This window comes from Rhodococcus sp. P4_E4 (assembly GCF_056401575.1).
Genome location: NZ_JBFUJB010000011.1, coordinates 219610 through 240766, shown reverse-complemented (window position 1 = coordinate 240766; position 21157 = coordinate 219610). Strand labels below are relative to the sequence as shown.

The 21157-nt window shown below is 62.4% G+C and carries 17 protein-coding genes; 3 read left to right on the top strand and 14 right to left on the bottom strand.

All coding sequences use genetic code 11. The features are described from left to right. The first annotated feature begins 1 nt into the window (after nt 1). Nucleotides 2-1672, top strand: coding sequence for a chitobiase/beta-hexosaminidase C-terminal domain-containing protein (locus AC1DVN_RS14590; RefSeq protein ID WP_477993962.1), 1671 nt, complete (start codon nt 2-4; stop codon nt 1670-1672). Nucleotides 1673-1722: 50 nt separating this feature from the next. Here the strand turns inward: AC1DVN_RS14590 and AC1DVN_RS14585 are convergent, their stop codons facing one another. Beyond that, nucleotides 1723-2913, bottom strand: coding sequence for an acyl-CoA dehydrogenase family protein (locus AC1DVN_RS14585; protein WP_477993961.1), 1191 nt, complete (start codon nt 2911-2913; stop codon nt 1723-1725). A 310-nt stretch (nt 2914-3223) separates the two neighbouring features. Here AC1DVN_RS14585 and AC1DVN_RS14580 point away from each other — a divergent pair, with 310 nt between their 5' ends. Continuing rightward, nucleotides 3224-4444 (top strand): acetyl-CoA C-acetyltransferase, encoded by a 1221-nt coding sequence (locus tag AC1DVN_RS14580; RefSeq protein WP_205906893.1) that lies wholly within the window; start codon nt 3224-3226, stop codon nt 4442-4444. A 5-nt stretch (nt 4445-4449) separates the two neighbouring features. On the opposite strand, the gene AC1DVN_RS14575 is transcribed toward AC1DVN_RS14580, so the two are convergent. The 5 genes from AC1DVN_RS14575 to AC1DVN_RS14555 all read right to left on the bottom strand — a co-directional run bounded on the left by AC1DVN_RS14575 (nt 4450) and on the right by AC1DVN_RS14555 (nt 10151). Then, nucleotides 4450-5646, bottom strand: a complete 1197-nt coding sequence (locus tag AC1DVN_RS14575; RefSeq protein WP_070386343.1) for a CaiB/BaiF CoA transferase family protein — start codon at nt 5644-5646, stop codon at nt 4450-4452. 72 nt (nt 5647-5718) lie between these two features. Then, nucleotides 5719-6459 carry a 3-oxoacyl-ACP reductase FabG gene (fabG, locus tag AC1DVN_RS14570; protein ID WP_003940214.1) on the bottom strand — a complete coding sequence of 247 codons (741 nt, stop codon included), beginning with the start codon at nt 6457-6459 and terminating at the stop codon, nt 5719-5721. 42 nt (nt 6460-6501) lie between these two features. Continuing rightward, entirely contained in the window at nt 6502-7668 is a 1167-nt protein-coding gene (locus tag AC1DVN_RS14565; protein WP_019745415.1) for an acyl-CoA dehydrogenase family protein, read from the bottom strand. Nucleotides 7669-7788: 120 nt separating this feature from the next. Further along, on the bottom strand, nt 7789-9309 hold the full coding sequence (locus AC1DVN_RS14560; RefSeq protein ID WP_029256328.1) for an acyl-CoA synthetase: 1521 nt from the start codon (nt 9307-9309) through the stop codon (nt 7789-7791). Nucleotides 9310-9353: 44 nt separating this feature from the next. Further along, nucleotides 9354-10151, bottom strand: a complete 798-nt coding sequence (locus AC1DVN_RS14555; RefSeq protein WP_477993960.1) for an enoyl-CoA hydratase — start codon at nt 10149-10151, stop codon at nt 9354-9356. Nucleotides 10152-10260: 109 nt separating this feature from the next. Between AC1DVN_RS14555 and AC1DVN_RS14550 the strand changes: the two genes are divergently transcribed. Then, entirely contained in the window at nt 10261-11691 is a 1431-nt protein-coding gene (locus tag AC1DVN_RS14550) for a coniferyl aldehyde dehydrogenase (RefSeq protein ID WP_477993959.1), read from the top strand. 36 nt (nt 11692-11727) lie between these two features. On the opposite strand, the gene AC1DVN_RS14545 is transcribed toward AC1DVN_RS14550, so the two are convergent. Genes AC1DVN_RS14545 through AC1DVN_RS14510 form a run of 8 tightly spaced genes read right to left on the bottom strand, consistent with a single transcriptional unit; the run spans nt 11728 to nt 21157 of the window. Beyond that, complete coding sequence (locus tag AC1DVN_RS14545) at nt 11728-13650, bottom strand: SEC-C domain-containing protein (RefSeq protein ID WP_477993958.1); 1923 nt, start codon at nt 13648-13650, stop codon at nt 11728-11730. Between the two features lie 35 nt (nt 13651-13685). Next, the gene (locus AC1DVN_RS14540) at nt 13686-15608 is read right to left on the bottom strand and encodes an SEC-C domain-containing protein (protein ID WP_477993957.1); all 1923 of its coding nucleotides are present in this window, start codon (nt 15606-15608) and stop codon (nt 13686-13688) included. An 18-nt stretch (nt 15609-15626) separates the two neighbouring features. After that, complete coding sequence (locus tag AC1DVN_RS14535; protein WP_042952994.1) at nt 15627-16304, bottom strand: GAP family protein; 678 nt, start codon at nt 16302-16304, stop codon at nt 15627-15629. 49 nt (nt 16305-16353) lie between these two features. Next, entirely contained in the window at nt 16354-17907 is a 1554-nt protein-coding gene (locus AC1DVN_RS14530) for an acetolactate synthase large subunit (protein WP_477993956.1), read from the bottom strand. Between the two features lie 5 nt (nt 17908-17912). Continuing rightward, nucleotides 17913-18653, bottom strand: coding sequence for an enoyl-CoA hydratase/isomerase family protein (locus tag AC1DVN_RS14525; RefSeq protein ID WP_097386838.1), 741 nt, complete (start codon nt 18651-18653; stop codon nt 17913-17915). Nucleotides 18654-18705: 52 nt separating this feature from the next. After that, a complete protein-coding gene (locus AC1DVN_RS14520) occupies nt 18706-20280 on the bottom strand; it encodes a polyamine aminopropyltransferase (protein WP_097386837.1) in 1575 nt (524 codons plus the stop codon). Then, on the bottom strand, nt 20280-20783 hold the full coding sequence (locus AC1DVN_RS14515) for a DUF350 domain-containing protein (protein WP_019745424.1): 504 nt from the start codon (nt 20781-20783) through the stop codon (nt 20280-20282). The genes AC1DVN_RS14520 and AC1DVN_RS14515 overlap by 1 nt, the downstream gene beginning before the upstream one ends. After that, on the bottom strand, nt 20780-21157 hold the full coding sequence (locus AC1DVN_RS14510) for a DUF4247 domain-containing protein (protein WP_044480673.1): 378 nt from the start codon (nt 21155-21157) through the stop codon (nt 20780-20782). Before AC1DVN_RS14510 ends, AC1DVN_RS14515 begins: the two co-directional genes overlap by 4 nt.

Here is a 21157-nt window from a genome sequence, read left to right as displayed (position 1 = left end):
CGTGAGACGTACGACCATCGCGATAGCAGCCGTGACCGCGGCTCTCGCCGTTCCCGGCATCGCCCCCGCCGAATCCCAAGCCGAACCCAGCTGGGGCAGTTCGTCCTTCGAATGGGGTAGCTCTTCGGGCGAGAACAACACGCCGCCCGCAGCGCCCGGCGTCAGCGTCCCCGGCGGACGGTACGAGCACCCTGTCGATCTGACCTTCACCGCCGAGCGCGGCGCCACTGTCCGCTACACCTTGGACGGAACGACACCCACCACCGACAGCCAAGCTGCCACACCGGGACGTCCGCTGCAGATCGCACAGGACACCAACGTCACTGTCGCCGCTTTCCGCGGCGATCACGCGAGCGCGGCAGTCTCGTTCGGCTACCTGATCAAGACCTCGGAGAAGCCGCTGGCTCAGGTCGTCGTGATGTCCGACGTCCACGTCGGCGACCACGCGAACAACGACAAGAAGTACGAAAGCTTTTTCGACACAATCGGTTCCATCTTCCCGAAACCCGACGCGATCCTCTCCAACGGCGACATGATCAACGACAACGGAGACGGCAAGGGGCCTGACCACAAGATCGTCGCAGAAATCTTCCAGGCAAACCTCGCCAGGAAGGGCATGAACGACACACAACTCCTGATCTCCAACGGCAATCACGATGCAAGTCTCGCGGCAATCAGAGCCGGATATCCGGCGGAGTGGTTCCCGGATTCCGGTGGCGGATACTACGAATCCGATGTAAGCGGTGTCCATCTCTTCACGGTCAACACCGAGACATACAACAATGATTCAGCGCAACGTAATTGGCTGAAGTCCCGCCTGACCGAAATAACCGCGGAGTCCGGGAACCTGACCAAACCGATCCTGGTCCAGGGACACCGGCCGGCAAGCAACACAGCCATGGACGGCCAGCAGGCGTCGAACCCTCGACTGACCGAAGACTTGAGCGCCTTCCCTCAGGCAATCTTCTTCTCCGGGCACTCACATCTGAACAACAACGACGACCGGTCGATCCATCAACGCGACTTCACGGCGGTCAACGACGGCTCGATGTCGTACATCGAAATCGATCACGGCTACCAGATGGTGACCGAGTCCGGTCTCGCGAACCGTTTCGAATCACCCACTGCCCAAGCGCTCTTCGTGGAGGTCTACCAGGACCGCACGGAAATCAACCGCATCAACATGGCGGCAGACAAGCACGACATCTACACCGGAGGCGCGTGGTCAGCCAACTGGCAGCCGCCGTACTCGAGCGCGGGCACGCTGAGCGGCTCGGGTTGGACGGTCGAACTCGACGGGTCGACCAACCAGCAGATCAAGGACAACTTCCGCTACACCTCGGGTGCACGAAACAAGAATGGACCGGAATTCACCACGGCCACCCCACTCTCGGTGAGCACCGGAGCGAACGGTGAAACTGCGCTACGGATCGCGCAGGCGAAGGACGACCAGATGGTCCATCACTATGCCGTCGAGATCACGGACACAGCCACCGGAGCGAAGGTGGTCTCGTCGAAGGTGCTCTCCGACTTCTACTTCATGCCACGGCCGAACAGCCTCGACATTCCGATTCCCCATGCCGCAGCGGGCACCGTATACGAAGCCCGCGTCGAAGCCGTTGACGCATACGGCAACCGGTCACCGGTGACAACCCTGGCCTTCACCCGCTGACCCGACACGACAAAGCGGCACCGCGCATGTTCGCGGTGCCGCTTCTCGGCTCAGTTGTACGTGCGAAGCAGGCCCTTGCTGATGATCTGCTTCTGGATGTCGCTGGTGCCTTCACCGATCAGAAGGAACGGCGCCTCACGCATCAACCGCTCGATCTCGTATTCCTTGGAGTAGCCGTATCCACCATGGATACGGAAGCTGTCCTGCGTGACCTCCGAGCAGAATTCACTCGCCAGATACTTCGCCATACCCGCGGCGACGTCGTTGCGCTCACCCGAGTCCTTGAGCCTGGCAGCGTTGACCATCATCAGATGTGCCGCTTCGACTTTGGTGCCCATTTCGGCGATCCGGAACGCGATGGCCTGATGCTCGGCGATCGGCTTGCCGAACGTCTCGCGCTGCTTGGCGTAGGTGACAGCCAGTTCGAAAGCGCGCTGGGCGATTCCGCACGCACGCGCGGCGACGTTGACCCGGCCGACCTCGACGCCGTCCATCATGTGCCGAAATCCCAAGCCGGGAGTGCCACCGAGAACCCCTTCGGCTCCGATCTCGAAGCCGTCGAAAATCATCTCCGTGGTGTCGATTCCCTTGTAGCCCATCTTCTCGAGCTTGCCCGGAATGGTCAGGCCCGGGAGTACCTCGCCGAAACCTGCGGGCTTCTCGATCAATATCGTCGTCAGATTGTTGTGCGGCTTCTCCGCGCCCTCGTCCGTCTTGACGAGGACTGCCACCAACGTCGACGAACCACCGTTGGTCAGCCACATCTTCTGGCCGGTGATCACGTAATCGCCGGACTCCGTACGCTTCGCCTTTGTCGATATGGCAGCAACATCGGAACCCAGGGCCGGTTCCGACATGGAAAATGCGCCGGTGAGTTCCCCGGACGCCAGACGTGGCAGGTACTTCGCCTTCTGTTCCGGCGTCCCGTGCGCGGAGATCATGTGAGCCACGATGAAATGCGTGTTGATGACACCGGACACGCTCATCCATCCACGGGCCAATTCTTCGACGCACAGTGCGTAGGTGAGCAATGATTCGCCGATACCCCCGTACTCGGGGTCGATGGTCAGTCCGAACAGACCCATGTCCTTTATCTGCTTGACGATGTCGGTCGGGTACGTATCGGAGTGTTCGAGCTCCTGCGCCGCGGGGATGACCACACGATCGACGAACTCGCGTACCGCCCCGACGATATCGGTCTGGGTTTCGGTCAATCCCGTCGTCTGCGCCAAACGAGTCACTGTTCCACCTGTCAGTCGGTACTTCGTGCTCTCCTGTCGACGAAACTGATTCGACTCCAGGAACTTTCACCCCACCGCGACATGTGTGCGGCAGAGACGCTGCATCCATTCAATCCCCGAACGGTATATGTGTCAAAGTCGATTTCGCATACGAACCGTATGGCGGAAACTATGTCCGAACAGGTCGTTCCTGCTGTTGACAACCGCGCCACGCGTGCTGGATATTCGAGTGGCCAGGTCGCGATGGGGCCCTTCGATCGGCCCGTTCACGCGACGCATTCCCCACCTCTCCTCGAGACAGGCGCATTCCATGCACGACGCAGTCATCTGTGAACCCGTTCGCACCCCGGTGGGCGGATTCGGCGGAGTCTTCAAGGACGTTCCCGTCACCACTCTCGCCAGCACGGTTGTGCGTGGCCTCGTCGAACGAACCGGCATTGCGTCCACCGATGTCGACGACGTCATCTTCGGTCAGGGTTACGCCAACGGAGAGGCCGCGGCCATCGGACGAATCGCGGCACTCGACGCCGGTCTGGACGTGTCCGTTCCCGGAATACAACTCGATCGCCGTTGCGGTTCGGGATTGCAGGCGATCATCTACGCCGCGATGCAGGTACAGACCGGGATGAGTGATCTGGTCATCGCCGGCGGCGCCGAGAGTATGAGCGGAACCGAGTTCTACTCCACCGATATGCGTTGGGGCACAAAGCGCCCTTCGGTCGAGTTTCACGACCGATTGGCCAAACCGCGCACGAACTCCGGCGGGGTCAACTTTCCGGTCGAAGGCGGCATGATCGAGACCGCCGAGAACTTGCGCCGGGAGTACTCGATCACCCGCGACGAGCAGGACCGATACGCGGTGCGATCGCACGAACGGGCCGTTCATGCCCAGGACAGTGGGTATTTCGACGACGAGACCATTCCCGTTTCGGTACGCGGGCGCCGTGGTGAGCAGACAGTCGTCACTCGCGACGAGCATCCGCGCCGAGGGATTCAGCTGTCCGATCTTGCTGCACTGCGCCCCATTCGAGGTCGAGTCGACCCCGAAGCCACAGTCACCGCCGGAAACGCCTGCGGCCAGAACGACGCCGGAGCCGCGGCCATCGTCACCACTGCGGCCAACGCCGAACGCCTTGGCCTGCGACCGTTCGCGAAACTGATCAGCTGGGGTGTGGCGGGTGTGGAGCCGAACCGGATGGGCATCGGACCGGTGCCTGCCGTGGCGAAAGCTCTCTCCCGTGTCGATCTGTCGCTCGACGACATCGACCTCATCGAAGTCAACGAGGCATTCGCCGCACAGGTTCTCGCGTGCGCCAAGGCCTGGGGATTGAGCGCGCAGGACATCGAGGAGCGCTTCAACGTCAACGGTTCCGGGATCTCGCTCGGACATCCTGTCGGTGCCACCGGTGGGCGGATCCTCGCCAATCTGCTGCGCGAACTCGACCGGCGCCAGGGACGGTACGGGATCGAGACCATGTGTATCGGTGGCGGACAAGGGATTGCAGCGGTGTTCGAGAACCTGCGACGCTAGAAGCGTTAACCGATCGATCCGTCGCGGCGAAGGTCCGCGATCTGGTCTCCCGTACGCCCCAACTCGGCCAGCAGAGAATCCGTCTGCTGGCCGAGTGCCGGAACGTCACCCATGCGCATTTCGACGTCCGAGTACGTCATCGGAGGCAGCACGGCATCGATCGGTCCGTTTTCGGTGCCCACGGACCTCCACCTGGCACGCTTCTCCAACTGCGGATGTTCCAGTAGACCTGCCATGTCGTTGAGTGCAGCGGCCGGGACACCGGCGGCGGCAAGGCGTTGATCCAGATCTGCCGTCGAATACAGACGAGTCAGGGAACCCACCAATTCGTCTACCTCGCCGCGATTTTCGACGCGCACGATGTTGGTGGAAAAGCGTGGATGGTCGACCAGATCCTCTCGCTCGAACACGTCCACCATCAGTGCACGCCATCCACGATCGTTCTGGACGCCGATCAGGATCTCGCCGTCGGCAGTAGGATACGAATCGTAGGGAACGATCGCCGCATGGCCGAGACCGACCCGCGGAATCTGCTTGTCTGCATACATTTTCATGTACATCGGATGCCCGAGCCATTCGACGGTGGAATCGAACATCGAGACCTCGACGAGCGCTCCCTTACCCGTTCGCTCTCTACGGAACAGGGCGCTCAGAATCGAAGTCAGCGCGTACATTCCAGCGGCGATGTCCGAGACCGGGATACCCGTCTTCGTGGCCGTCTCCGGTGTGCCTGTCACGGAGATCATTCCGGTCTCGGCTTGGACCAGCATGTCGTACGCCTTGCGCTCACGCCGTGGGCCGGCACTGCCGTATCCGGACATGTCGATCACGATGAGCTGTGGGAATTTCTCGCGCAGTTCCTCCGCGCCGAACCCCAGTCGCGCAGCTGCGTCGGGTGCCAGATTCTGTAGGAACACATCGGCTCGCGCGACAAGATCGAGAACGATCTGCCGGCCGGATTCCGACTTCACGTCGACAGCGATCGATTCCTTGGAACGGTTGAGCCACACGAAGTGTGACGCCTGACCGTGAACCGCCCGGTCGTAGTGACGCGCGAAATCGCCCTCGCCGACGCGTTCTATCTTGATCACCCGCGCACCCATGTCCGCGAGATGCCTGGTGGCGAGCGGTGCCGCCACCGCCTGTTCGAGTGCAACCACGGTGATTCCGTCGAGCGGAAGATCCGAGTTCGGCTGTCCCATGTCAGTAGTCACCCCAGAAGTTTTACACCCAGAAGTTTTACACTCTGAATTCTTGCACTCGAACAGGACGGATCAGATGTGGCGGCCGCCGGTGATCTCGAGAACCGTGCCCGTCATGTAGCTCGAGAGGTCGCTCGCGAGGAACAGTACAACCGAAGCAACCTCCGAGGGCTCGGCCGCACGCCCCATCGGGATCTCGGCAAGCTTCTCGTTCCAGATCCGTTCGGGCATTGCCTCGGTCATCGCCGTGCGGACAAGTCCGGGCTGAACGGCGTTGACGCGAACGTTCTTGAACGCGACCTCCTTTGCCGCGGCCTTCGTCAGACCGACGATGCCGGCCTTGGCGGCCGAGTAGTTGGTCTGCCCGAGCATGCCCACCTTGCCGGAGATCGACGAGATGTTCACGATTGCGCCCGTCTCACGCTCGCGCATGCGGGCGGCGGCAGCGCGTGTTCCGTTCCAGGCACCCTTGAGGTGAACGGCGATCACGTCGTCGAAGTCCTGCTCGGTCATCTTCCGCATCGTGGCGTCGCGCGTCATGCCGGCGTTGTTGACCATGACATCGACTGGACCGAAAGCACTTTCGGCCAGATCGAGCATGGCCTCGACCTGTCCGGAATCACGCACGTCGCAGGAAGCGAAACGGGCGACCGACTCTCCACCGAGTTCGGCGACCGCAGCCGTTCCGACGGTTTCGTTGATGTCGCCGAGAACGACGGTCGCGCCTTCCTTGATGAAGGTGCGCGCAATTTCGAGCCCGATGCCCTGCGCTCCGCCGGTCACTACCGCAACCTTGCCGTCCAACAATCCCATGTCCACTCCGTTCGTGAGGTTAAAGCTCGTCAGGTAAAGGTGTCAGCGCTGGTTTTGCTTTTTCGCTTGCGCCACGAGCCCACCGCCGAGAATCAGTCGCTGGATCTCGCTGGTTCCCTCGTACAGGCGCAACAGGCGAACTTCACGGTAGATGCGTTCGACCGGCACACCGCGCATGTACCCGTTGCCACCGTGGATCTGCACGGCGAGATCCGCGACCTTGCCCACCATCTCGGTGCAGAAAAGCTTTGCCGCCGAGGGGCCGAGACGTCGATCCTCACCGCTGACGTACCGCGCAGCCACCTCACGCACCATCGCACGCCCGGCCATGACACCGGCCTGCTGGTCAGCCAGCATCGCTTGAACCAGCTGGAAGTCACCGATAGCGGTGCCGCCCTGTTCCGTGACCACGGAGAACGCGACAGATTCGTCGAGCGCTCGCTGTGCTGCTCCCACCGAGAGCGCCGCGATATGGACTCGTCCGCGCGCGAGAGACGTCATCGCTGCGCGGTATCCGGTGTCCTGGTCGCCACCGACGAGGGCCGACTCGGGAACCCGGACGTTGTCGAAGGTGACCTCGGAGGTCCAGGCACCTTCCTGACCCATCTTCTTGTCCTTGGGACCAACTGTGACTCCTGGCGTGTCAGCCGGAACCAGGAAGACTGCAATTCCCGGACCATCGGAATCCGCCGGGCGAGTGCGCGCGAACACCACGAACAGCTGTGCCAGTGGAGCATTGGTGATGAACCGCTTGTTGCCGTCGATCACCCATTCGGATCCGTCCAGAACGGCCTTGGTCCGAAGGCCGGCCGGGTTTGAGCCCGCGCCGGGTTCGGTGAGAGCAAAGGAAGCCACGACGTCGCCGGAGGCGATGCGCTCTAGCCACTGAGCCTTCTGCTCGTCGGTACCGAAGCCGACCAGCACCTGCCCGGCAATTCCGTTGTTGGTACCGAACATCGAACGCAGCGCCAGGGACGTGTAGCCGAATTCCATTGCCAGTTCGACGTCTTGGGTGAGATCGAGTCCGAGCCCACCCCATTCCTGAGGAATCGCGTAGCCGAACAGCCCGATGGCTGCGGCCTTCTTGCGTATGTCCTCAGGAATGGCGTCGGTGTCGGCAATCTCCTGCTCACGCGGAACTACTTCCTTACGGATGAACTCCCGCGCAGTCGCCAAGATATCTGCGAAGTCATCTGCATCGACCTGCATTCCCACCACTCACCTTGCTGTTTCCGAAGTCCATGCCGTCCTCCGAAGTCAATACCGTGAGGCAATCGGAGTCAAAGACCTGAAAACGAACCGAAGGTAAGGCAGAACCTATAGCAGGTGTCAGACGGTGCGCAGTTCCCGCTTGAGCAGCTTTCCGCTCTGATTTCGCGGGAGTTCGGCCACGAAACGCACGTGCTTGGGGACCTTGAACGGGGCAATTCGCTCCTTGACGTGGGCAATCAACGCCTCAGGCGTCAACTCGTCGTTGCCGTCCTTGAGCACGACGATCGCGGTGACGGCCTCGATCCACTTCTCGTCGGGCGTACCGATCACGGCAACTTCTGCCACAGCCGGGTGTGTGTAGACCGCATCTTCGACCTCGCGCGACGCCACCAAGATGCCGCCGGTGTTGATGACGTCCTTGATTCGGTCGACGACCGTGATGAACCCTTCTTCGTCCCGCACGACAAGATCGCCCGAATGGAACCAGCCGTCGCGGAAGGCGTCGGCGGTGGCTTCCGGATTTTCCCAGTAGCCGTTGCACAGCTGCGGTGAGCGGTAGAGAACCTCACCGGACTCACCGTCGGCAACGTCGTTTCCGTCGGCGTCGACGACACGGGTTTCGACGAAGAACACCGCTCGCCCGCAAGAAGACGGACGATCAGCATGCTCGCCGGGCTGGAGAACTGTTGCCAGCGGACCGATTTCGGACTGGCCGAAGCAGTTGTAGAAGCCGATGTCCGGGTAACGCTCACGCAGACGATTGAGCACCGTGACCGGCATGATCGAGGCGCCGTACTGCGCCTTCTTGAGCGAAGACAGATCGCGGGTCTCGAGGTCCGGATGGTTGGCCAACGGTACCCACACGGTCGGGGCCAGGAACAGCGATCCGATCTTTTCTGCTTCGACGCGGCGCAGAATCTCCGGGATGTCCGGCGCCTGCATCAGACTGACCGTCGCACCGACGGACAGGTACGGCAGCATGAAGACGTGCATGCCCGCGGAGTGGTACATCGGCATGCAGATCAGCGGGTTGTCGTTCTTGTCGAGCCCGAGCGCGATCACCGAGGACACGTACTCGTGAACCAGCGCGCCGTGAGACATCATGGCGCCCTTGGGCTTCGAGGTGGTGCCCGAGGTGTACAGCAGTTGCGCCAGATCCGTCGACGTCGCACGCGGTTCGAAAACAGGCACCTCGCCGGCCTCGCCGATCGTGACCACCGACAGTTCCGCGTCCCGCAGTGCGATCACGTGGTCGAGATCGAGGTCGGAGCGAACCGAGTCGAGCGTCGACGCCAATGCCGGATCCACCAACACCGCGCGGGCGCCTGACTGCGCCACGAGGTACCGGAGTTCCTCCCCCTTGAGTGCGTAATTGACCGGAACATGCACCAAACCTGCTCGCGCACAGGCAAGGAATCCGATTGCATAGGCGTCGGAGTTGGTTCCGTATGCCGCGACGCGGTCGCCGTGTTCGAGGCCCAGACCGAGCAAGTGGGCCGCGACCCGCGTCACCGCGTCGTCGAGTTCGCGGTAGGTGCGAGTGCGATCTTCGAAGACGACGGCTACGCGGTCGGGGTACTTGGCTGCCGAGCGCCGAAGCACTCCGTCGACGGTGTTGGTGCGTGGATCCAGGCTCATTCGCTCAGGTTATAGGACGTCCAACTAAACCGGAAGAGCGATCGTTACTTATTGCGCCATTCAGGCTTTCGCTTGTCCACAAAAGCTTGCATACCTTCTTGAGCGTCGCAGGTCACGGCATTGGTTGCCATCGTTTCCGCCATCGCCTCGTACGCCTGGGCTTGCGGCAGATCGATCTGGTGATAAAACGCTTGCTTACCGATCTTCACCGTCAGGGGGCTGGCCGTCGTGATCTTGCCGGCCAGTTCGCGCACCTCTCGGTCCAGGTCTTCGGGCGCGACGACGAAGTTCACCAGACCCCAGTCCGCAGCGGTGTCGGCGTCGATCGTCTGCCCGGTGAGCAACATCTGCATCGAGCGCTTGCGCCCTACTGCCCTGCTCAGGGCCACCATGGGCGTCGAGCAGAACAGTCCGATCTTGACGCCGGGAGTACCGAAGACAGCGTTCGACGCAGCAACAACCAGATCACACGACGCGGCCAGTTGGCAGCCCGCCGCGATAGCCGGGCCCTGTACTAGGGCAATCACCGGCTGCGGAATCCGCTGTACGGTCTCCATCATCTCGGTACAGCCGTCGAAGATCGCCCGCTCGTCTTCGAGGGTTCTCCCGATCATCTCCGTCAGATCGTGGCCGGCGGAGAACACCGGGCCTTCGGCGCGCACGATCACGACCCGCACGCGCTCGTCTGCAGACAATTCGAGAAGGGCAGCCGTCACCTCGCGCATGGTCTCCGCCGAGAGCGGATTGCGCCGCGCCGGCCGATCGAGCGTCAGGAATCCGAGTCCCACCGACTCCTCGACGGAAATCTTCACTGCAGTGTCTTCTACCTGTGTCTGCGACATGTGTTCTCTCTACCAATCGAATCCGTCCCGGTCAACGAGACGAAAGGGGCATCTGTTCGCGCCGCGTCGATACGGTCCGGTCAATACTTCGCCACTACGAGGAGTGCCCATGAGCACCGATGCCGCCGTCACCACCGATCTCGAAGAGATTCTGCGGGCCCAGCAGGAAGCAACTCGCGCCGCTGGTCTTCCGTCCGCGCAGACACGACGCGAGCGCATCCAACGCGTCGTCAATCTTCTGGTGGCAAACCACAAGGATCTGACCGAAGCGATCAACGAAGACTTCGGCGGCCGAATCCCGGCCTACTCGGTGATGAATGACGTTCTGGGATCCATGGTTTCACTCAAGCACGTTCGTGATTCGCTCGAAGAGTGGATGATTCGCTCACCGAGAGCCACCGGGGCGATGCAGGATCAGCTGGGTGCCACGGCGTACGTGTCGTACCAGCCGAAGGGTTCGATCGGCATCATCGGAACCTGGAATGCTCCCCTTTTCACTCTCCTGAGCCCGCTCGCCTGCGCCCTCGGAGCGGGAAATCGCGCCGTTCTCAAACCGTCGGAGATCGTGCCGAACACTGCGGCGGTCCTGGCCGAGGCGGCGCGTCGAACGCTCGACCCCGTGGAGGTCGCGGTGGTGACAGGTGGACCGGAGGTCGCTGATCTGCTGACGTCGCTGCCTTTCGACCACCTCGTCTTCACCGGCAGCACAACCGTCGGAAAGCTGGTCATGGCCAATGCTGCGAAGAACCTGGTGCCGGTCACCCTCGAACTCGGCGGCAAGTCACCGAGCGTCTTGAGCCGCAGTGCCGATATCAGCTCTGCTGCATCACGTTTGGCCATCGCGAAGTCGACCAATGCCGGCCAACTCTGCGTCTCTCCCGACCTGATCTACGTCCCGCGCGAGAACACAGAAGCGTTCATCGACGCGTTCACCGATCAGTTCACCGGACTGTTCCCCACGATCGCCGACAACAAAGACATGGTCTCGATAGTCAGCGATCGTCACCTCGCACGCATCGAGGGGTACATCGCGGACGCGGAAGAGCGTGGGGCACGAATCATCACGGTTCCCGACGAAGAACTCTCCGCAGACACTCGTCGCCGCCCACTGCGAATCGTGGTCGACCCTCCGACCGACGCGCAGATCATGAAGGAGGAGATCTTCGGACCGGCCGTCGTGATCCTGCCGTACGACCAACTCGACAGCGTCGTCGCCGACATCAACTCACGGCCGAAACCGTTGGCGCTGTATTACTTCGGAACCGACCTGGACGAGAAGGAATCCGTACTCGAACGCACCGTCTCGGGCGGCGTCACCATCAACGACGCGATGTCACACCCAGGGCTGAGCGACGCACCCTTCGGCGGCGTCGGAGCTTCGGGTATCGGGCACTACCACGGCCGCGAGGGTTTCCTCGAGTTCAGTCACGCCCGAACGGTATTCGAAGCAGCGCAGCATGACCCGCGCGGTGAATGGGGAATGCTCCCGCCGTACGGTGAGGGTTTCGAGCAGATGATGTTGGCTCAGGTCACGCCCTGAGGCCTCCGGCCCCGTGCGCCCTTTTGGTAGTGCACGCTACCCGAAAGGCGCACCGGCAAGGCCGCGGCTGAGGAACTCCACCAGCTGACCGGGTTCGGTATCCACCGACTCGATCAGTTGGATCAGTTCCCTCTTGTCCTCTGCTGCAAGCGGTTCGATGCCACCGAAGGTGCGCATCGTGGAGCCGGCGGGGAGAACGCGTGCACAGACGAGCGTGCCCGGCTCGAGATTGACTGAGCCCCACTCGTCCGTGACCTTCACCAGATGCCCGTTGCGGACGTCGCTGAGGGTCACCAACTGTCCCGGCTCCGTCGAGGCGACCTTGTACACCGAGCGCGGAATCGACAACCACTGATCGGCCAGTTCGCGTTCGTCGGCAGGCAACAGTTCTCCGCGCCGCTCGACAAATGCCGCGAAAATACCCGCATCGAACAAGGCAGCGTCGACGGCCAATCCGCCTTCGACGGCCAACGTCAGTGCTTCTTCGCTGTTGAACTGCTCGGCACGGATGAGCGCAAGATCGAACACGGCGTCGAAGTACTCCGGTGTGCGCGAGAACAACTGAGCCTTGACGTAGAGCCAGTTGGCCCGGTCGTCGAACGTCACCTCGGACTTGCCCAGATGGCAGACCTTGAACTTGCGACCGGAACCGCACCAGCACTTGTCATTTCGGCCGAGTTCGGGGTGCTCGGCCGGGGCATAGCGCTGAAGAACCTCGTGCAGAACCTCGGACTCGCCACCCTCGATCCGGCCGAGAAGTGCCAGCGCGCGGGTCACGTCGCTGCGATCGGCCGCCAGTAGTGCCAGATCGAAGATCGCGGGAGTCCAGTCGGGATCGAGATCGTGCGCCGTTTCGTACGACGCCTCAGCGACAAGGATCTTGCCGAGACGATCCGAAGCCTTGCCTGCCAGCCAATGCGCTGCCGGCTTGACACGACGCGACCCTTTCTCGGCGAGAGCAGTTGCAACAGAATGCAATACGGAATCATGATCGTCGAGTTCGGACAACAGCTCCAACGCTGCCGCAGCCGCGGGCGGCTCGGCGATGCCGGCGAAGGTCTGCGGATCCTCCTTGATCTGCTTGCGCGCCCAGTCCGAGACATCCTCGACGGCTTCGGCTTTCGCGGCCATGACCACATCGACGAAGGCAATCACCGAGGCGGCTTCTTCCGGGTGCAGGTTCTCCCGAACCTCGAGCATGCGGGCTCGGTTCGCCAGGTGGTATGCCTCGAAATCGAATCCGTCGACCGCAACGTAATCACCGTCGCGGACGTAACCTGCCGCCTCGAGCATTTCGCCCAGCGGTGCGGTGGGCTGACGGAACAGCGACGGCTCGTCGAGCATCAATTGCCAGACAATGGCATCGAGGGTGTCAGCACCGGTGTCTGCGAGGACCGTCCCCAGACTCTCGCCGAATCCGGGTGCGGGATCCAGTACCTCGGGGATGGTGCAGAGCGTCAGCTCACGGTCAGCGACGAACAGTCCGATCAAATCGCCCGCAGAACATTCGGCGAGAGTATCGGTGTCGAGGAGAAAACCCTCGTCGTGCAGGAACTCCGGATCTTCGATCCCACGATCAGCCAACAGGTCGTCGTCGATCCCGCGGTGCACGACGCTGATGCCATGAATCTCGTCGTCGTCACGATCGAGGAACACCCGCAGCATCATCAGATCAGGGTTCGCGTCGAGAACGCCGGACTTTATTTCGGCTTCGGTGAGCCGATGGGTCAGCACTCGATGCTCGAACAACGTGTCGAGTGCGGCGTACCGCTCCTCACTCAAGTAGCCGAGCAGTGGGTCCTCGACGTACTCGACGAATTCGGCCATGTCGTCGGCTGTACCGTGGCCGGCATCGGCCAACAGGGTGCCCCAGTCCGCCGCTGTCTGCGGGCCGTGCTCACGCAACAACTCCATCGCGGCTTCGGCGATCAAGTCATTGGCATCCATCGGTTCGTTCACCTATCCAACTTTAACGGGGTCGACTCGATACATCGTCACCGGTCATCGGTCGAGTGATCGGCGCCTCCACGCGACTCGCGGACCAGTTCTTCGGCGTCGAGTTCCTCGGAAGCGAGAACCTCGAGTACCCTCGCAGCCTGCGATTCCGAGGACATGACGACAACGCCCACCGCAAGCGCACCAGTGGGGGCCGTCAGGAGCCTGGCACTGATCAGGTCGCCGGGCTTTCCTTCGACCGGGTGACCAACGGTGACGGTTTCCTCGGACACACGATCGAGCAGCACGACGCCGGTGTCGGAAGTTTCGATCACCTCGTACACCGACCTCCGGACCCCGAGCCACTGTGCGGCTGTCACTACTTCCGCCTCGGGAAGTAGTTCGCTGCGTCTGGCCAGGAAGTCGGCAAAGATCCCACCCTCGAACAGAGCCACGTCCAGTGCCGAGCCGTCGAAGATCGTGGCGGCGATCAGTTCGTCCTCGGAGAGATTCGCGTTTTCGAGATCGTCGAGCCCGGTCACGACGTCGACGAATTCGGAGGCAAACGCAAACAGGCACGCCTTCTTGTACAACCAGCGACCATCTGCCTTGACCGATTCATCGGCCTTTCCGAGGTGGCAGACCTTGTACTTGCGGCCGGAACCGCACCAACACTTGTCGTTTCGCCCGAGTTCCGGGTGATCGACTGGGACGAAGTCCTGCAGTACGGCGTAGAGATTCTCTTCACTTCCGCCGTCGATCCGCCCGAGCAGTGACAGCGCCCGGGTCGCGTCGCCGCGGTCCGACGCGAACTGAGCCAGCTCGAACAAGGCCGGACCCCAACCGGATTCGGCAAGGAGCGCTTTCTCGTAGTGCGCCTCCGCTTCGAGGACGCGCCCCAGCCGATCGACGGCCTTACCGGCGAGCCAATGAGCCGCCGCCCTGACCGACCGTGGCCCTCGCTCGGCCAGTTCGGAGGCAAGCGCTTCGAGGATTGCGTCGGTCACCGGGTCCTGATTCCGAAATCCGAGATCGAACACGGCCACTGCAGCACCCGGATCTGCCAGTGAGACAAAGAAGTCCGGGGCGGCGCTGACGTGACGGCGAGCCCAGTCCACGATGTCGAAGTCGGCGATGACGGCATCGGTGTATCCGCGGTCCGCCAGATCGACAAATGCAACAGCAGCGACGGCCTCGTCGTGGGTCAGGTCGTAGGTACTGGCGACCGATGCTGTCCGAATCTGCAGGTCGTAGGCATCGAAGTCGAATCCCCGCCGAGCCAGTAGTTCACGCTCGTGCTCGTATCCTGCCGCCTCGAAGATCTCACCCAGCGGCGCAACAGGAACCGTGAAGAGAGACGGATCCTCGAGCAGGAGTTGCCAGCACACCGAATCCAGGGCCTCGACTCCGTCCTCCTCGAAGAGTTCGCCGAGCGCCGGAGCAAGATCGGGTTCGTCCTCGATCTCGACCAGACGAAACGCAAGTCTTCCGTCTTCGACTGCCAGGCCGATGAGATCACCGTCGGCGCACTCGCCGAGGGTTCCGGCTGGAAGAACCACAACTCGTCGACTCCGGAAGGGAGCAGCTCCACGTTCCACGGCCGCTTCTTCCGCCAGGGCCACCCGGATCGCCCCGTCTTCGCCGTCGCCGTCGCCGTCGCCGAATGCCAAGATCGGCTCCAGGTCGGGGCTCGCGTCGAGGATGTCGGACGCAATCTCGAGCTCGCTTAGCCGGTGAGTGAACACGAGGCCTTCGAGGACCGTGTCGAGGGCGACGTACTTTCCGTTGGGCAGGTACCCGAGCATCGGTTCGGACAGATACTCGAGCACGTCGGCCAACTCGGTCGCAGTTCCGTACTCCTCGAGATGGGTCGCCCACTCTTCGAGACTCAGCGGGCCTTGCTCGCGCAGAACAGCCAAAGCAGCGGAGGCAATGGAACCAGCAGCGTCGGAACCAGCGGTTTCGTCGTCGAAATCAGTCACCTGCCAATGGTAGGCGACTTATTGCAGTCCACTGAGCCCCTCGCCCAGCACGGTCGCGCCGAGGATCGCCAGGATGACCGCCATCATCACTGCGTTGTTCGCGGTCATCCATGACTTCGCTGATGCGAGGATCTCGTCGGCTCGCTTGCCGGAGAACACCTTGACCAGGATCGGCGACGCGATGCCGACGCTCGCGATGACCGTGAAGATCACCGCGGCAACAATCTGTTGGGCAACAACATTCGTGGCGACCGCGATAGTGGCCGCACCGGATACTGCCAGCGCTGCATTTTTGGGATTGACCGCCGCGGACAAGAACGCCAACCCGAACGCCTTCCGCGGAGTCAACCCGTCGATGCTCTTCATCCACTTCGGAACTGTCGGATCACTTCCGTCCCTCGGACGCGCTCGCCACTGCTTGTACGCCAATCCGAACAGCACGAGCCCCAACACGATTCGTACGACGCTCGACCACACCGAAGTCTGCGACGACTCCGACTCAGCAAACGAATAGTCAGCGATCACGATCGTCACCGCAACGACTGCCGAGATTCCGAGGACCCACCCGAGTAGAAAAGATGCTGCCCCTCGATGTGCTCCAGCGGTGATCATGACGAGCACGATCACCGCCATGGGCATCGAGACGAAAAGCAGGCCGAGGGCAATCGGAAGAGACAGACCGATCGCAGCTAGCACCGAAAACCTCCAGTTGAATGCAAAATCGACGATCGATTCGAGGTCGAAATCACGACGGCGGAGGCAGCATGACCTCGATGAGATGCGGGCCGGGTTCCGCCAGCGCTGCGGCAAACTGTTCGGCCAACTCCTCCGCTGTGTTCGCCCGCGACGCGGGCACTCCCAACCCCTCGGAGATCTTGACGTAGTCCATGTTCGGAGACGACAGATCCAACATCGACTGTGCTACGACGCCGCCACCTTCTGCGCCGACTCGTTGCAGTTCGCCACGCAGGATGGCGTATGCGCGATTGTTGAGCAGAATCGTCGTGACGTTCAACTGTTCTCGCGCCTGCGTCCACAACGCCGTGATGGTGTACATCGCGCTTCCGTCGGCTTCGAGATTGATCACCGGCCGCTCCGGCGCTGCCACAGCGGCTCCCGTCGCCACCGGAATGCCCTGGCCGATGGCACCTCCGGTGAGCGTGAGCACGTCGTGGCGCGGCGCTCCGGCAAGCGCGATCGGGATCGCCCAACCGGAAGTGGCCGCCTCGTCGGAGATGATGGCGTCGTCCGGCAGCAGGGCCCCGATCACGTCGGCCCAATTTCGCACGTCGAGAGGCCCGCTCGGCAGCGACGGCCGATTTGCCTCCTGCAGAACGGGTTCCACTCCGGGTGCCACGAGTTCCGCCACTGCTTCCAACGCGCCGACAACATCGTCGCTGACATTCGCCAGCGTTGTCACCGCGGCGCCGTCCGGGACCAGATCGCTCGGTTTTCCGGGATACGCAAAGAACGAGACCGGCGAAACCGCGCCGGCCAGGACGAGCTGAGTTGTTCCGCGAAGTTGTTCGGTGGCGTGCTCGGCGAAGTATCCCAAGCGCTCGAATGACGGTAGTCCCGCACCGCGTTGAAGCCTGGCCGGAAAGGTCTCGACCAGAATCTGTGCACCGGTCGCGACTGCAATTCGGGAAGCGGCGCGCAGTCCGGCTTCGGAACACGCTGCGCCGCCCAGCAGTAGCGTGGCGCGCCCCTCGGCATTGAGCGCGCCTACCACCGAGTCGATCTGTGCTGCAGTTACTTCCGCCCGCCCCGGTATGTCTCGAGGACCCGCAAGAACTCCACCTTCGCCCCACGAGACGTCGGCGGGGAGGACAAGTGTGGCAATGCGTCCGGGCGGATCCATGGAGGCGGCAACGGCGTCGGCCGCATCGCTACCGACGGTCGCGGTGGAGTCGGAACGTCGACTCCATCCCTCCAGCCACTCGGTCAGCGCGTCGATATTCGATTCGAGTGGAGCGTCGAAACCGTGGTGGTAGGTCGCGTGGTCCCCGACGATGTTCACGATGGGGGTGTGGGCGCGGCGCGCGTTGTGAAGGTTCGCCAGTCCGTTCGCCATTCCGGGGCCGAGATGAAGCAGCGTCGCGGCAGGCTTTCCGGCGATACGCGCGTACCCGTCCGCGGCACCGGTGACGGCGCCCTCGAACAAACCGAGTACCGCACGCATCTGGGGAACGGAATCGAGTGCGGCAACAAAATGCATCTCGGACGTTCCGGGATTGCCGAAGCACACCTCGACACCCGAGTCGACCAAGCTCTGGATAAGCGATTGTGCACCATTCATTTCGGTCACCTCTTCTTCATGAAAGCTGCGAAGGCTTCTTGCGCTTCGTCGGATCGCCGCCGTCTCGCGAAATGATCCGACTCCACGTCGATGGTTTCCAGCAGGGCATCGAGATGTGGGCGGCGGAGGAGCATCTTCGTCAGCGTCACCGATTCAGCCGGGGAGTCTGCAATGCGCACCGCGCGCTCCAATGCCACGTCGAGCGCGGTCTCGGCCTCCACGACTCGATTGATCAGGCCGGCTTCGGCAGCCTCCTCCGCCCCGAACATTTCTCCGAGCATCAGTAGTTCCGTTGCCCGCTTGAGCCCCGCGATCTGCGGCAACAGGTAACTCGATCCGCCCTCGGGCGAGAGCCCGAGCGGAACGAACGGCAATCGGAATCGTGTACCTCGCCCCGCGAATGCCAAGTCGCAGTGCAACAACATCGTGGTGCCGATTCCGACTGCAAACCCTTCGACCGCTGCGACAATCGGTTTGCGTGCGGTGACGAGTGCGATCAGCAGGTCTTTGGCCTCGCCGCCGTCTTTCCCGGCAGTGTCCTGGAAACTTCCGATGTCGTTGCCGCTGGTGAAGACACCACCGGCGCCCGTCAGCACCGAAACCCGCACTGCGTCATCGTCGTCAGACTCCAGGATCGCGTTCGTGAGCTCGCGGTAAGTCTTCGCGTCGAGCGCGTTGCGCCTCTCCTGGCGGTCCATCGTGAGCAACCGGACTCCCGGTGCGTGCTCCTCGATCCGAACAGTCATCCGTACCTCCGTCGTGGCCGAGAGTCTCGATTCAAGCTACTCGGTCGGGAGTTCAGCGTTCATAGCCCTTGCGCATATCGTCGACGATGCGCGGCCGGTCGAGTGTCGAAGGCTCCATTTCCCGCCTCGGGCGATCGCGAGGAAACACCGAGGCCGACGCCAGGGTGGGCTCGTCGAGGAACCGCAGGTTCGGCACACCAGCGGGCAGACGAAGCTCGGGCGGCGTGGAACCTCTTTGCGCGAGCACGTATCCCCAGTCACCGAAGCTCGGCACGAAAACGTGGTAGGGCGAGACGCTCAGTCCGACAGCCGATACCGTCGACACCGTTCTCCAGTACGCATCCGGCGTCGAGTACGGACTGCCGGACTGGACGACCATCAGCCCGCCCGGATTCATCGCGGCAGCGGCAAGTCCGTAGAACTCCATCGAATACAAGCGGCCAAGTGCGGGGGTGTCAGGATCCGGGAGGTCGACGATGACCGCATCGAAGCCTGGATCCGGACGCTCGCGCAACCACCGAAACGCGTCGTCGAGTACGACGTCCACCCGTGGATCCTCGAGTGCTCCCGCGTTCAGATCACGAAGACGCGTGTTGGCCAACTCGATGACTGCCGGATCGAGTTCCACCTGAACTATCTGCTCGACGCTGTTCATTCGCAGCACTTCCCGTGCAGCGAGGCCGTCACCTCCGCCCAGAATCAGCACGCGCCGTGGGTCGTTGACCAGGGCCGGATACACCAGCGACTCGGTATACCGATGCTCGTCGACACTGGAGAACTGCAGGTCTCCGTCGAGGAACAGTCGCACGTCGTTTCCCCGCTCGGTGACGACGATTTCCTGGTACACCGATCGCTCGGCGGCCACCACGGGATCGGTGTAGAGCCGCTGCCTCGACGTGGTCTCGATGTCCGAGGCCGCGATCAGCAGCCACCCGATCAAGCTCGCCGCCAACAGCATTGCGACGACGGCGATCAATCGTGCACGCAGGCTGAGCTGCCACCGAAGAAGTATCAGCGCGACAACTGCCGCAGCCACGAGATTGATCATGCCGGTGAGTGCGGCACCGCGAATCATGCCCGCCCACGGCAACAATACGAACGGCCACAGGAGGCCGCCGATCAGCGCGCCGAGATAGTCGGCTGCATTGAGGTTGGCCAATACCTTTCCGGTGCTCTGTGCGTCGTTGTCGCTGCGACCGGACTGCAACAGCGTCATCAGCAGAGGCACTTCGGCACCCACGAGGATACCGATCAGCGCGGTCGCAGCCACCAGAACTGCTGCGCTGGAACCGAAGAACGTGAAGGTCACGTACAGCGTGACGGCACTGAATCCGCCGATCAGCCCGAGCAGGATTTCGACGGTCACAAACGAGATGGCCGCATGCCCCAACAGCGGTTTGGCGGCCAGCGCTCCGATACCCAGCGCCGCAACAAATCCCGCGACGATCAACGACGTCTGAGTGATGCCGCCGCCGGTCAGACTCACGCTGAGCGTCAACAGGGCCAGCTCGTAGATCAGGCCGCACGCCGCGCACGCGGCAACAGCCGCAAGGAGAAGCACGCGTGCGCGTGAGCCGAGCATCGTCGAACGCTCGGCAACTTTCACATCGCGATCAGCGGCAACCATCAGGTGAGCGCTGCGGCGTTCACCAAACCGATGGACAACAAGCTCACACCCACCGCCCACGCGGCGCCGCACATCTTCGGATCCTGCACCAGTGCAACCAACTTGCCGGGAAGGAATGCGTTCATCAAACGCAGCGCGATCGCTTGCAACACGATCGCGAACAGTCCGTACACCGCGGAGTCGGCGAGTCCCTGGGCAAAGCCGTCCGAACTGGTCAGGATTGCCGTCACCACGATGATCGCCAGCGCAAGATGGTTGGAAGCCAACAGAATCGCAGCGTTCGGGTTCTTGTCGACGTAAACCTGGTGGCGGAGATTTCCGGGTGTCATGAGGTCGAGGACCAGGAATCCCGTCGCCAGAACCGCTACGCCGACGACGAAGTAGGCGAGGGTGCCGAGAACGCCCCCGACGAGCAATGCCGGATCCACCGTTCCGATCTCGACGGAAGTGGATGCAAAGATGTTCGTCACGCCGTTCTCCTTCTCATTGAGCACTACCGTCATTTGGCACTACCCGAGCCGCCGCTGCCACTACTTCCACCCGCCGGGGATCCCGGGTTGAAGCCCGGTCCCAGGTACGCGTATCCGCCGCTGCGATACGTGCCGTCGATGTCCTCTACCTTGATGGTGCTGCCACCGCCCGAAGCCGAACTGACAGTGACGATGTCATCGTCGTAGCGCAGGTATTCGTTGCCGCCGTCAGCACTTCGCGCCGCTGGTTCGTCCGCGTCGACAATCCGTGAGACGGTCGTGCCCACTGGATCTTTCGACGAGTACAACACGACGTCGCCATCCTGGGACGTCTTGGAATAGTTGTCCGCGATGAAGTCTTTGGCTCCACCACCGCACGCCGACAGCATAATTGCGGCTGCCACCAT

What these genes read in the sequence shown, in the direction of transcription:
- AC1DVN_RS14525 (WP_097386838.1), bottom strand. Translation starts at nt 18,653, where the DNA reads ATGACTGTTCGGATCGAGGAGCACGCACCGGGAGTCCGGTTGCTCACG.
- AC1DVN_RS14520 (WP_097386837.1), bottom strand. Translation starts at nt 20,280, where the DNA reads ATGGTTGCCGCTGATCGCGATGTGAAAGTTGCCGAGCGTTCGACGATG.
- AC1DVN_RS14560 (WP_029256328.1), bottom strand. Translation starts at nt 9,309, where the DNA reads ATGAGCCTGGATCCACGCACCAACACCGTCGACGGAGTGCTTCGGCGC.
- fabG (WP_003940214.1), bottom strand. Translation starts at nt 6,459, where the DNA reads ATGGGATTGTTGGACGGCAAGGTTGCGGTAGTGACCGGCGGAGCGCAG.
- AC1DVN_RS14580 (WP_205906893.1), top strand. Translation starts at nt 3,224, where the DNA reads ATGCACGACGCAGTCATCTGTGAACCCGTTCGCACCCCGGTGGGCGGA.
- AC1DVN_RS14565 (WP_019745415.1), bottom strand. Translation starts at nt 7,668, where the DNA reads ATGCAGGTCGATGCAGATGACTTCGCAGATATCTTGGCGACTGCGCGG.
- AC1DVN_RS14550 (WP_477993959.1), top strand. Translation starts at nt 10,261, where the DNA reads ATGAGCACCGATGCCGCCGTCACCACCGATCTCGAAGAGATTCTGCGG.
- AC1DVN_RS14530 (WP_477993956.1), bottom strand. Translation starts at nt 17,907, where the DNA reads ATGAATGGTGCACAATCGCTTATCCAGAGCTTGGTCGACTCGGGTGTC.
- AC1DVN_RS14515 (WP_019745424.1), bottom strand. Translation starts at nt 20,783, where the DNA reads ATGACGGTAGTGCTCAATGAGAAGGAGAACGGCGTGACGAACATCTTT.
- AC1DVN_RS14575 (WP_070386343.1), bottom strand. Translation starts at nt 5,646, where the DNA reads ATGGGACAGCCGAACTCGGATCTTCCGCTCGACGGAATCACCGTGGTT.
- AC1DVN_RS14510 (WP_044480673.1), bottom strand. Translation starts at nt 21,157, where the DNA reads ATGGTGGCAGCCGCAATTATGCTGTCGGCGTGCGGTGGTGGAGCCAAA.
- AC1DVN_RS14555 (WP_477993960.1), bottom strand. Translation starts at nt 10,151, where the DNA reads ATGTCGCAGACACAGGTAGAAGACACTGCAGTGAAGATTTCCGTCGAG.